The following is a 12,333-nucleotide window of genomic DNA, read 5'->3' on the forward strand; positions in this document are numbered from 1 at the left end:
ATGGCGTGCTCTGTAGAATACGGCAACCTTGTGATATAGAAATAGGACAAAGCTTGCCGTGATCTGTGATCACGGTTACAGTTATAGACGCCTTTACAACGTTGTCGAGCACTTTTGGATTGAGCTATGGAATTCGCCATCAAGCAGATAGGCCATCTGGAACGCGTGACGCTCGGTGAGCGGATCTACTTGGAACTGCGCGACCTGTTGATGTCGGGCAAGCTCCTGCCGAACGAGAAACTGTCTTTGCGATCTGTCGCGGAAGCACTTGGCGTATCGATGATGCCGGTGCGTGAAGCTGTCGCACGTCTCGTTGCGGAAGGGGCTTTGAACGTCCTCCCAAACCGCGCCGTCAGCGTTCCTCTCATGACGCAATCGAAGCTGATCGAGCTGATGAATGTCCGCGTCGAGATCGAGGGTTATGCGATCGAGCAGGCCGCGCTGCACCGGACCAAAAGGGACGTCGATCTGATCCGACAGCTCGACGAGCAATTCCGTCAGGCCGTCAAAGGCTCTGAGCCTGATGCCGTGAACGCCCTGCGGATCAACAAGGAGCTGCATTTCGCGATTTACGCTGCAAGCGGTTCCCCGGTTCTTATGTCGATTGTTGAAGGCTTGTGGCTCAAGGTCGGGCCGGTCATCAACCTCGATCTGCGCGCGTCGCAGCGTCTAGCGACAGGCGGGGCCGAAAAGCATCACGCCCGCATGGTCAAGGCTATCGTGAATCAGCAAGGCCCCGCTGCTCGCGAGGCCCTTACCGCCGATATCAAGAGTTCTTCCGAGTTCATCATCGCAACAGGAAAGCTGCCGAACTAAAGGTTCGGCAGATCCTTTCCGTCAGCTCAAGGCCTGAAGATCCCCATCAACGCTGATGATCTGGCCCGATGTGGTCTTGAACCGGAGCGATGAGAGACAAAGAATGGCGTCGGCGATTTGACGTGGCTCGATCATTTCCTTGATCGATGCCTGTGCAAGCGCGATCGTCTTCATCTCATCCAAGGTGATGCCTTTCGCAGCAGCCTTGTGCGAGAGAACGGCATCCTGCCTTGCGCCCGCGACAATTCCGGGAAGAACCGCATTTACACGGATGCCGAACTGGCCCAGTTCCATGGACAATGATTTGGTGAAGCCGATCACAGCCCATTTCGACGCGGCATAGGGCGTGCGAAACTGGAAGCCGAATTTGCCGGCAGCCGAAGAGACATTAATGATGCTGGGATTTTTGCTTTCCAGAAGATGAGGGACGGCCGCTCTCACGCAATTGAACTGGCCGGTGGTGTTGACGGCCAGCGTCTTGTCCCAATCCTCGGGACGGATTTCATCGACACGCCCCGTCGGGCCTGCAATGCCGGCATTGTTTACGAGACAGTCGATTCCTCCGAGGCTTGCGCGGGCTTCGGAGAACAGGAACGAGACGGCCTCCCTGTCGGAAACATCGCAAACGGATCCTGACAGGTTGGCGTATTGCCCGACAGCCTCGGCAATCCGTCCTTCCTCGACATCACAGATATGAACCCGTGCGCCTTCTTCCAGAAAAGCTTTGACGATTTCAAGCCCGATGCCGCCGGCTCCCGCTGTGACGACGACCTGAAGGTTCTTCAATCCAAGATCCATATGCGTCTTCCGTGTTATCGATTCAGGCGAATGTCGCGCTGACGGATTGTGGTTCCTCGGGCTCTTGCCGAAGGGTGTCGCCAGGGTAATGGCAGGCCACCCAGCGCGAAGGCTTGATCTCGCGCCATTGCGGAATATCGAGACTGCAGCGAGGTTGCGCCTTGGGGCATCGCGTATGGAAACGGCACCCGGATGGCGGGGTGATCGGGCTTGGAATGTCGCCTTGAAGAACGATCCGGTTCTTGTGGCGAAGGTTCGACGGCATCGGCTCCGGTTCCGACAGCATCAGTGCTTGGGAATAGGGATGCTGCGGATCGGAGCGGATCGCGTCGGCCGGTCCCATTTCCATCAATTGGCCAAGATACATCACCGCGATGTCGTCGCTTACATGGGACGCGACGGAGAGGTCGTGGGTGATGAAAATGTAGGTGAGACCGAGATCGCGCTGAAGTTCGGCAAAGAGATTGAGGATGCCCGCCTGAATGGATACGTCCAGAGCAGCCACGACCTCGTCGCAGACAAGCACCTTCGGCTGCGTCGTCAACGCGCGGGCGATGTTCACGCGCTGCTTTTGTCCGCCGGATAGCTCATGCGGGTAACGGCCGTGCAAGGTGGGGCCGATGCCTACTCGCTCAAGGAGTTCGCGCACCCGCTTGTCCCGCTCTGCGCCCGAGAGCGTTCCAATGATATCCAGCGGTTCACGGACACTGGCATGGATGGTCATCCGCGGGTTGAGGGCCGCATGGGGGTCCTGAAAAATGATCTGGTAATTCCTGCGATGAGCCCGAAGCGCGCTGGACCTGAGCTTGAACGGGTCTAGATGCTCGTGAAGAAGCGTCCCGCCGGTAGGTTTGGTCAGGCAGACCAGAACGCGCCCAAGGGTTGACTTGCCCGAACCGGATTCACCGATAATGCCAAGCGTACGCGATGGATTGACCGTGAAGCTGACACCATCAACCGCCTTGACCGTCTGGCCACGCTGACGAGTGGGAAAATGGACCTTCAGATCCTTTGCGGTAATCAAGGGTGTAGCATTCATGTCATGACCCCCGAAAGAATGAACTCATCGTGGCGGCAGCAGGCAACGCTGCGATTGCTCTCGGCGCTCTCCAGCACCTGCTTCGTCGCGCAGCGTGGCTGTGCATGCGAACAGCGAGGCTGAAAGCGGCACCCTTCCGGCATCTCGTAGGCCGAAGGAACACGACCGGGAATGGAAGGCAGCACCGACTTGCGCGGGCTTAAAGACGGGATCGAACGCAGAAGTCCGGAACTGTAGGGATGATAAGGGCGCATCAGGAACGGATCGACCGGGCTGTCCTCGACGACCTGGCCGGCATACATGGTCAGCATCCGTTGGCAGCTTTCCGCGACGACGCCGATGTCGTGCGTGATGAAGAGCAAGGCCGTGCCGATCTGCTCGCTGAGTTCCACGAGCAGCTTGATGATTTGCGCCTGAACGGTCACGTCGAGCGCGGTCGTCGGCTCATCCGCGATGATGAGGCGCGGTTCGCAGACCAGGGCGATAGCAATCATCGCTCTCTGTCTCATGCCGCCCGACAGCTGATGCGGATAATCGTCGTAGCGTTGACGGGGAGCCGGGATGCCAACGCGGGCAAGAGCTTCGATCGCGCGTTCCTTAGCCTCCCGTCTGCTGACCGGGAAATGGGCGCGAAGCGTTTCGCTGATCTGCTCGCCGACCGTAAAGACCGGATCGAGCGTCGTCATCGGCTCCTGAAAGATCATGCTGATCTGTCGCCCGCGCACCTGCCGCAAGCCCGAGGGCGACAAGCCGAGCAGGTTCTGCCCATCGAACAGAATCTCGCCGGACAGGTGCCGGAAGGCGTTCGGAATGAGCCCCAGGATCGCAAGCCCGGTCACCGATTTCCCGCATCCGCTCTCACCGACAATTCCCACGCGCTCGCCAGGCCGGATAGAGAACGAGATGTCCTTCAGGATCTGCCCGGATTTTCCGTCCCGCGACAGAGCGGCGGAAAAGTTGCGCATTTCCAAAAGCGAGACTGGCTGGTTTGGGAACGCTGCCAACGGCGTCTCCTTTGTTCGTGACGAGAAAGAGGGGCGTTTGAATGCGACGACATTCATGGTCACCTCTGCCTTAGGGCCGGATCGAATGCGATGCGAAGAGACTCGCCCAATGTGTTGAAGGCGAGCGCGGTCACGAGAATGGCGAGGCCAGGCGGATACATCTGCTCGGGAGCGACTTCCATGTAGGTGTAGCCCCGTGCCAGCATGGCGCCCCAACTTGGGGTCGGAGCCTGGACGCCCAATCCCAGAAAGCTCAGGCTCGCTTCCGCGAGGAGAGCGGCGGCAAGAAGAAGCGTGATCTGAACGATGAGCGGCTGAACCGCGTTCGGCAGAACATGCCGCCATAGAATGCGCGCAGGCGAGGCGCCGAAGCAGCGCGCCGCATCCACATAAAGCTCATGCCGGATCACCAGCGTCTTCGCTCGCGCCAATCGGGCAAGGCTCGGCGAGAAGACGATGCCGACCGCGATCATGGCATTGGTCAATCCGATGCCGAGAGCGCCGGTGACGCCGATGGCGAGGACGATACCGGGAAACGACAGCAGCGCGTCGATCAGGCGGCTGATGCCCTCATCGAGCCACCCACCGAAGAAGCCCGCAGCAAGGCCGATCGGAATGCCGATCAGGGCTGCGATCGAAACGGCCAGAAAGCTTGCATAGAGACTCGCTCCCGTTCCGTAGATGAGGCGGCTGAGAACATCACGGCCAAGATCGTCCGTGCCGAGAAGGTTTTGCCCATTCGCCTCCATCAGGACATTTGCGAGATCCTGCTGGGTCGGTGAATAGGGAGCGATCAAAGGCGCGGAGGCGCCGATGACGACCATGAGAACCAGGAAACCCAGGCTGAGCGTCCCGCGTGTATCGAGCGGCCATTGCCGGCGCTCTGCACGAATAGGCTTGGAGGAAATGACGGAGGCTGTCATCGCGCAATCCTCGGGTCAAAGAGAGGGTAGAGAATGTCGATGATGAGGTTGCCAAGAATCACCATGATCACCATGGCAAAGATGACGCCCTGAACGACCGGGAAGTCCTTGGCGATGGCCGAGCGGACAATGAGGCTTCCCATGCCCGGGATCGCGAAGATCGCTTCGATGACGACGGTCGCGCCCAGGAGGCGATTGAACAGAAGGCCGATCACCGTGAGTAGCGTGGTGCTGACATTCTTGAGAGCGTGCCGCCAAAGTATGGCCGAGGGAGACAACCCCTTCGCATAAAGAGCGCGTACGTGCTGCGACGACAGGATTTCGAGCAGGGCGCTCCGCAGCTGACGGACGATTTCGGCAACACCGCCCGCTGCGAGTGCGACAGCCGGCAGGAACGCATGCCAGAGGGCCTGCGCGGGATCGCTGGAGAACGAGACTGCGCCTGTCGCGGGAAAGATGTTGTGCTGAAGGGCAAAGAAATTGATGAGGATCATGCCTAGCCAGAAGTTCGGCAGGGCGATGCCGAGCGACGCGATGGCCGTGATCGTGGAATCGAGCCAGCCGCCGCGATAGGTAGCGGACAGCATGCCGAGCGGTACTCCGATCAGCAGGGACAAAACCATGGCGCAGGCGATCACAAGGAGCGTCGGCGGCAAGTTCTGCAGGATCAGCGAAGTCACTTCCTCGCCTGACATCAGCGAACGGGCCAGATCGCCGTGAGCGGCATTCGCGAGCCAGCGTGCATATTGCACGAGGATCGGCTGATCCAGGCCATAAATGGCCCGGATCTGCTCGATTTGTGCTGCCGTCGCGTTCTCGCCTGCAAGGGTGATCGCCGGATCGCCGGGCACCAGCTGAAGCAGCAGGAACACGACGAGCGTGGCCATAATGACGACGGGCAGGATTTGCAGGGCCCGTCGTCCACTTGCGCGGAGAGCGTCGCGATTCATCATGACGCAACCGAAACGTCTTCGAACTTCGGCCAGCCGAGGAGGTTCGGCTTGTAGTCTTTCACATCTTTCGTGGCCGCGTCGATTTCCGGCTCGAAGACGATGGGGCAGAACCATGCACTTTCGGCAACGAGGCGCTGTACCTTGAACAAAGCTTCCTTGCGTTTGGCGGGATCGAGCGTGGTTCGTGCGGCCACAAGCGCTTCCGACAGACCCGGATAATCCTGAAGCTGTGCTGGATTGAAGAAGCCGGTGGCCGAGGTCAGCAGGTTGTAGGTCATGATCGGGTCGGGACGTCCTGTCCAAGCCGAGATCATCGCCTCGCCGCGCTTCTCCGGTCCGAGATAGAGCGTACTCGCATCCGCGATGGCATGACGGCTGACCTTGAGGCGGATGCCGACCTTAGACAGTTGCTCGATGAGGATTTCCTGGCGCTGCTGGGAGTACTGATCGTTCCAGCCGATGGTCGGAATATCGATGCCGTTCTCGTGTCCGGCCTCTTTCAACAGGGCGCGCGCCTTCTCGGGGTCGTATTTGAAGAAGCCCTCGAGGGACGCATCATAGGCCCAGTGCGCCTTAGGGATGGCCGATTGAGCGATCTCTCCAAGACCGAGCATGGTGGCCTTGTTGAAAGATTCGCGGTCGATGGCATAACAGACGGCCCTGCGAATGCGCGCATCGTTGAAGGGCGGCCGGGAATTGTTGAAATAGATCAGGTGAAAATAAAGTGTCGGGCCCATCACGGCCTCGACATTCTTCGCCCTGTCGATCACGGGCTTTTGCTGCGGGGACAGCTTGTAGACGAAATCATTCTGTCCGGCGACGACAGACCTGAGGCCTGTGTTCAATTCGGGAATGATGACAAACTCGATCTTGTCCACCTTCGGATTGTTGGGGCGCCAGAATTTGTCATTCCGCTTCATGACGATGCTGGCATTGTCCGACCAGCTGACGAAGCTCCAGGGACCCGCGCCGACCGGGTTACGGACAAGCTTGTCGCCCAGCTCCTTCGCGGCTTTCGGTGAAACCATCATGCCCGCGCGGCTCGTGAGAGCCAGGGGGAGGGCCGCGTCCGGTTGCTTCAAGCGTAGGATGACCTGATCGGCGCCTTTTACCTCAACCGAGTCGACGGAGCTCAGGTCCGATTTGATCGTCGAGCGCGGATCGGTCCGAGCGCGCTCGATATTGAAGCGCACGGCCTCGGCATCCAGCGGAGCGCCGTCATGGAAGACAAGACCAGGGCGAAGCTTCAGAACGAGTGTTTGCGGATCGGGATAGCCCCACGACTCGGCCAGGCCGGGTTTCGGCTCCAGGCTGGCGAACTCGAAGTCGAGCAGGGTCGCATAAACCGCCCACAGAACCGGTGTGTCGTCGCCTGCAAGCCCCGTCATAGGGTCAAGGCTCGAGGGGTTGGCGCGGGTGGAGACCTTGAGGGTTCCCGACGCGGTCTGCGCCTGGAGATCGAAGGGGGCGAGCCCGGCCAGGACAGCGCCGCCGCCCAAAAGGGCCATCAGATCACGTCGGTTCATTCCAGCCTTCATGTGTTTCCTCCCGGCTTTCCAAAATTGAAAATCACGTCTATGCGTGATCTGTGATCACACTATATGGTGGTCTTGTCGGACACAAGTAGCCAAACGGCACTTGACCAAACTGTAATCTGTGATCACAAATAGTCAAGCGTGCCGGTGAGGTGAAGATCTGTCGTTGATCTGCTGCCGTGCATTTAAGTTTTCGTGATGGTGGAGGAGCGCATGAGTTCGCCCGAATTTCCTGCAATACCGTTACTGATTGACGGCGAGTGGAGAGCAGGCTCCGCCTATGAATGGCGAGATGTCATCAATCCGGCGACCGAGCAAACCATTGCTTCGTTGGCGGTGGCGACGGATGCCGATCTCGATGATGCCTTATCCGCCGCGGCGAAAGCATTCGAGAAGTGGCGCGACGTTGCGCCTTTCGAGCGCTCGAAAATCCTGCGCAGCGCCGCCGCCCTCATACGGGATCGCGCATCTGATATTGCCTCGCAGCTCAGTGCCGAACAGGGCAAGCCTGTCGCGCAGGCTCATCTCGAGATGCTGACCTGCGCGGATATTTTCGAGTGGAATGCGGAAGAAAGTCTGCGCGCTTACGGGCGGCTCATCGCACCCAGGCAAAGCGGTATGGTCCAGAAGGTCATCTTCGAGCCGATCGGGCCGGTCGCAGCCTTCTCCCCATGGAACTTCCCCGGTTCGCAGGCCGCTCGCAAGATCGGTGCCGCGCTCGYCGCAGGATGTTCGCTCATCCTGAAGCCACCGGAGGAGGCACCTCGCGCCGCCATCGGTCTTGCACAGGCCCTGATGGATGCCGGGCTTCCCCCCGGTGTGCTCAATCTTGTATTCGGCACGCCCGCTCACATTTCCGAGAGGCTGATCGAGTCCCCTATCATTCGCAAGATCTCTTTCACCGGCTCTGTGCCTGTCGGAAAGCATCTTGCGAGCCTTGCCGCACAGCAGATGAAGCCGTCGACAATGGAATTGGGCGGTCATTCCCCGGTTCTCGTGTTCGATGATGTGGACCCGGCTTCCATCGCGACCAAGCTTGCGGCCAACAAGTTTCGCAATGCAGGCCAGATCTGCATCTCGCCTACGCGGGTGATGTTGCACGATGCAATCTATGAGCCGTTCGTCGAAAGCTTCGCGAAAGCCGCGCGAAACATCAAAGTGGGTGACGGCGCGGATTCCGGCACCGAAATGGGCCCGTTGGCCAACCGCCGCAGGCTCGAGGCCGTATCGTCTCTCGTTGATGAAGCGGTTGCGAAAGGCGCGACAGCCGTGACAGGCGGCAGGCGCATCGGCAATCGGGGGTTCTTCTACGAACCGACGGTTCTCGCCGATATCCCCGAGGATGCGCGCATCCTGCATGAAGAGCCGTTCGGACCCATCGTCCTCATGTCGCGATTCAGCGATCTCGAAGAGGGCGTCTCGAATGCGAATTCTACGCGGTTCGGCCTTGCGTCCTATGCCTTCACCTCGAACACGAAAATTTCCGACTACCTCGAGCGACATCTCGATTCGGGCATGGTGTCGATCAATGGCGGCGTTCTGGGCCTGACTGAGACTCCGTTCGGCGGTATCAAGGAAAGCGGCTATGGCCGAGAGGGCGGCTTGGAAGGACTCAGTCCCTATCTGGTGCCTAAATTCATCGCTCATGCTCCGCTCTGAAGGGATCGGCGATGTCCGGGTGATGGATGGCTTTAAGCTTCCATCGCCCGATGCCGCCGACATGACCGCCTCATGACAAAGTTTGACTATATCGTCGTCGGAGCAGGATCCGCAGGATGCGTTCTGGCCAATCGGCTGACGGACAATCCCGATACGCGGGTTCTCGTGCTGGAGGCGGGAGGGCGCGACAACAGCATCTGGATGCCRATCCCGGCAGGCTTTTCCAAGCTCATCGCCCATCGCCGTTACAACTGGTGTTTTCAAGCGGAACCGGATCCGGGGCTTAACGGTCGAGCGCTTGCCATTCCGCGCGGCAAGACGCTCGGTGGGTCAAGCTCGATCAACGGCATGCTTTATGTGCGTGGGCAGCCACTCGACTACAACACATGGAGTCAGCTCGGCAATCGCGGCTGGTCGTATGAGGCGGTTCTTCCTTACTTCAAAAAGGCTGAGACCTTCGAACGCGGTCCTAACGAGGCGCGTGGCGGCGATGGTCCGCTCCATGTGAGCGACCTCAAAGAGAGAAGGCCGATCCTTGAGGCGTTTCTCAATGCGGCCAACGCTGAAGGGTTTCCTCGCAACCCTGACTATAACAGCGGCAACCAGGAAGGCTTCGGCTTCTATCAGGTCACGCAAAGCAAGGGGCGCCGATCATCGGCGGCGACGGCTTATTTGCGACCTGCGATGAAACGACCCAACCTCAAGGTCGAGACCGGCGCTCATGTGCTGCGTCTTCTCTTCGATGAGCGCCGCTGCATCGGCGTCGAGTACGAGCAGGGAGGCTTGAAGCACCAGGCTTATGTCGAATGCGAGGTGCTTCTGGCCGCAGGAGCCGTCCAGTCGCCGCAGATCCTCGAGCTCTCGGGCATCGGCCAGCCGGAGCGCTTGAAAGCCCTTGGCATTCCCGTCTTTCATACTCTTCCTGGGGTGGGCGAAAACTACCGCGATCACTACGCTCCGAGAATGCGCTGGCGCGTCAAGTTGCCGGTCACGTTGAACGAGCGCACGCGCGGCATGCGTCTTGTGTGGGAAGTATTGCGCTATGCCGCAACCCGCCAGGGCGCTCTCTCGCTCGCGCCCGGCCTTGTCCATGGTTTCATCAAGACCCGGCCGGATTTGTCGGAGCCCGATGTCCAGTACTTCTTCGCCGATGCCAGTTACGGCAATGCCGCCAACCGCAAGCTGGAGCGGGAGCCAGGCATGCCCCTGTCCGCCTATCAGCAGCGCCCGGAATCGCAAGGGTCCATTCATATCAGGTCGAATGACCCGCGCATGGCTCCGTCTATCGTCACCAATTTTCTCAGCGACCCGCGCGATCGGGAGTGCATCGTCGAAGGCCTCAAGATCGCACGGCGGATCGTAGAGAATTCAGCGCTGGATGCCTTCCGGGCTTTCGAGCTGAAGCCCGGTCCAGCGACGCAGTCGGATGAGGATTGGCTGGAATTCGCCAAGAATGACGGGGTGACATCCTTTCATCCCATCGGCACCTGCAAGATGGGCAGCGATCCCATGGCTGTTGTCGATGAGCGCTTGCGCGTTCATGGCCTCACGGGCCTGCGGGTCATTGATGCATCCATCATGCCGACCATGGTATCCGGCAATATCAATGCGGCGGTTCTGATGATCGGTGAAAGGGGAGCCGATCTCGTCAAGGAAGTCGCCAAGCGGCCCCGCATCGAAATCGCAACGCGCGAACAGACGCGAGAAACAAAACGGATCCTGACCGGACGGGCACGGGCATAAGTGCCGAGGAGGACAAGGTGGAAGCAACCGAGACATACGACTTCATTATCGTGGGCGCCGGATCGGCAGGCTGCGTGCTGGCCAATCGGCTCTCTGCCGATCCAGGAACGAAAGTTCTGCTGCTGGAGACGGGCGGGCCGGATCGCAACGTCTGGATTCATATTCCGGCCGGGTTCTACCGCAACATCTTCAATCCCGCCGTTGCCCGCGTCTTCGAGACGGAACCTGAGCCCGAGCTGAATGATCGCCGCATTGCCTGGCCGCGCGGCCGCGTCCTTGGGGGGACCAGCTCGATCAACGGGCTGATTTACGTTCGGGGGCAGAAGGAAGATTTCGATCTCTGGCGCCAGATGGGGAGTGTAGGATGGTCCTACAGCGACGTTCTTCCTTACTTTCGTCGCGCCGAAAATCAGCAGCATGGGTCAAACGAGTATCACGGTACCGGCGGCCCCTTGTGTGTCTCCGATCTCCGCGCTCCTCACGAACTCCATGATGCGTTTCTCGCCGGAGCGGTCGAAGCGGGTTTCAAGCGTAATCCCGATTTCAACGGAGCGACTCAGGAGGGAGCCGGCCCCTATCAATTGACGATCCGCAATCGCCGGCGATGCAGCGCTGCCGTTGCCTATCTGCGGCCGGCCATGAAACGTTCCAACCTGCGCGTCGAAACCCTGGCACATGTGCAGAAGCTGGTCTTCGAGGGACGTAGAGCCGTCGGTGTGGTGTTTACCCAAAACGGTCAAGTTCGCGAGGCGCGCGCTCGCCGGGATATTGTGCTTTCCGGCGGCGCGGTCAATTCACCGCAGCTTCTTCAGCTGTCCGGAATCGGTTCGCCCGATCTCCTATCCAGTCATGGCATCCCGGTTGTTCATCCGTTGAAAGGCGTCGGTGAAAATCTCCAGGACCATATCGGCATCAGAACCGTTTATCGGTGTGCCAACAGGAATACCCTCAACGACATCTCCGCCAGTTCGGCTCTGAAGCTTCTGACGGGCATGCGATACATACTCCAAGGCAAAGGAGCCTTGATGATGGGGGCGGGACCGGTAGGTCTCTTTGCAAAGACCCGGCCGGGGCTTGAAACGCCTGACGTGCAGTTTCACTTCCTGGCGGGAAGCTCCGACAAGGCCGGTGGCGCGATGCATGCTTATCCCGGCTGCACGCTTGTCACGAGCCCATGCCGTCCGGAGAGTCGTGGATGGATCAGGATCAAGTCGCCCAATCCGCAGGATGCTCCCGAGATTCAGGCTAACTATCTCTCCACGGATGAGGACCGCCGGGTTGCCATCGAGGGCGTGAAGCTCACGCGTAAGATCTTCGATACGCCCGCCATGAAGCGGGTGGTCGTCGAAGAGATGCTGCCTGGACCGAAGATCGAGTCGGACGACGATATCATGCAGTATATCCGTCGCGCCGCAGGCAGCAGTTTCCACCCGACGAGCACATGCACCATGGGCCAGCAGACCGGCAGCGTCGTCGACGAGCAGTTGCGGGTTCATGGCATCGGCGGCCTGCGCATCGCCGATGCCTCCATCATGCCGACGCTCGTCTCGGGCAATACCAATGCCGCAACGATCATGATTGGCGAGAAGGCGTCCGATCTCGTGCTCGGCAAAAACGCATTGGCATAATACGAAACCGAATGAGGTCAGCATGAACAAGGTTTTCAGCGACGCGGGTGCGGCGTTGTCGGGTGCGGTGAAGGACGGCATGACGATCATGGCCGGGGGCTTCGGCCTGTGCGGCATTCCCGAGACCCTGATCGAGGCCATTCGCGATTCGGGCGCCCGGGAGCTCACCTTCATCTCCAACAATGCCGGCGTCGACGGCATCGGGCTCGGCCGCCTGCTCGAGACCCGCCAGATC

11 protein-coding genes are annotated in these 12,333 nt (G+C 59.7%); 5 read left to right on the plus strand and 6 right to left on the minus strand.

What is annotated here, in order from left to right; all coding sequences use genetic code 11:
• Positions 1-126: 126 nt before the first annotated feature.
• The gene (locus ACXJKO_RS07985; protein WP_457090555.1) at positions 127-816 is read left to right on the plus strand and encodes a GntR family transcriptional regulator; all 690 of its coding nucleotides are present in this window, start codon (positions 127-129) and stop codon (positions 814-816) included.
• 21 nt (positions 817-837) lie between these two features.
• On the opposite strand, the gene ACXJKO_RS07990 is transcribed toward ACXJKO_RS07985, so the two are convergent.
• The 6 genes from ACXJKO_RS07990 to ACXJKO_RS08015 all read right to left on the minus strand — a co-directional run bounded on the left by ACXJKO_RS07990 (position 838) and on the right by ACXJKO_RS08015 (position 7,059).
• Positions 838-1,614: an SDR family oxidoreductase gene (locus tag ACXJKO_RS07990; RefSeq protein ID WP_457090556.1), complete on the minus strand. Its 777-nt coding sequence runs from the start codon at positions 1,612-1,614 to the stop codon at positions 838-840.
• 22 nt (positions 1,615-1,636) lie between these two features.
• Positions 1,637-2,653 (minus strand): ABC transporter ATP-binding protein, encoded by a 1,017-nt coding sequence (locus ACXJKO_RS07995; protein ID WP_457090557.1) that lies wholly within the window; start codon positions 2,651-2,653, stop codon positions 1,637-1,639.
• Positions 2,650-3,618 carry an ABC transporter ATP-binding protein gene (locus ACXJKO_RS08000; protein WP_457090564.1) on the minus strand — a complete coding sequence of 323 codons (969 nt, stop codon included), beginning with the start codon at positions 3,616-3,618 and terminating at the stop codon, positions 2,650-2,652. The genes ACXJKO_RS07995 and ACXJKO_RS08000 overlap by 4 nt, the downstream gene beginning before the upstream one ends.
• A 98-nt stretch (positions 3,619-3,716) precedes the next feature.
• On the minus strand, positions 3,717-4,580 hold the full coding sequence (locus ACXJKO_RS08005) for an ABC transporter permease (RefSeq protein WP_457090558.1): 864 nt from the start codon (positions 4,578-4,580) through the stop codon (positions 3,717-3,719).
• Positions 4,577-5,533, minus strand: coding sequence for an ABC transporter permease (locus tag ACXJKO_RS08010; RefSeq protein ID WP_457090559.1), 957 nt, complete (start codon positions 5,531-5,533; stop codon positions 4,577-4,579). The genes ACXJKO_RS08005 and ACXJKO_RS08010 overlap by 4 nt, the downstream gene beginning before the upstream one ends.
• On the minus strand, positions 5,530-7,059 hold the full coding sequence (locus tag ACXJKO_RS08015; RefSeq protein ID WP_457090560.1) for an ABC transporter substrate-binding protein: 1,530 nt from the start codon (positions 7,057-7,059) through the stop codon (positions 5,530-5,532). The genes ACXJKO_RS08010 and ACXJKO_RS08015 overlap by 4 nt, the downstream gene beginning before the upstream one ends.
• 222 nt (positions 7,060-7,281) lie before the next feature.
• Between ACXJKO_RS08015 and ACXJKO_RS08020 the strand changes: the two genes are divergently transcribed.
• The 4 genes from ACXJKO_RS08020 to ACXJKO_RS08035 all read left to right on the plus strand — a co-directional run.
• Positions 7,282-8,727: an NAD-dependent succinate-semialdehyde dehydrogenase gene (locus ACXJKO_RS08020; RefSeq protein ID WP_457090561.1), complete on the plus strand. Its 1,446-nt coding sequence runs from the start codon at positions 7,282-7,284 to the stop codon at positions 8,725-8,727.
• Positions 8,728-8,799: 72 nt separating this feature from the next.
• Entirely contained in the window at positions 8,800-10,470 is a 1,671-nt protein-coding gene (locus ACXJKO_RS08025) for a GMC family oxidoreductase (protein WP_457090562.1), read from the plus strand.
• Positions 10,467-12,098, plus strand: coding sequence for a GMC family oxidoreductase (locus ACXJKO_RS08030; RefSeq protein ID WP_457090565.1), 1,632 nt, complete (start codon positions 10,467-10,469; stop codon positions 12,096-12,098). The genes ACXJKO_RS08025 and ACXJKO_RS08030 overlap by 4 nt, the downstream gene beginning before the upstream one ends.
• Before the next feature lie 22 nt (positions 12,099-12,120).
• Positions 12,121-12,333: CoA-transferase (locus ACXJKO_RS08035; protein WP_457090563.1), on the plus strand; the 213-nt coding region annotated here is incomplete at its 3' end.

It is taken from the genome of Microvirga sp. P5_D2 (genome assembly GCF_054049475.1).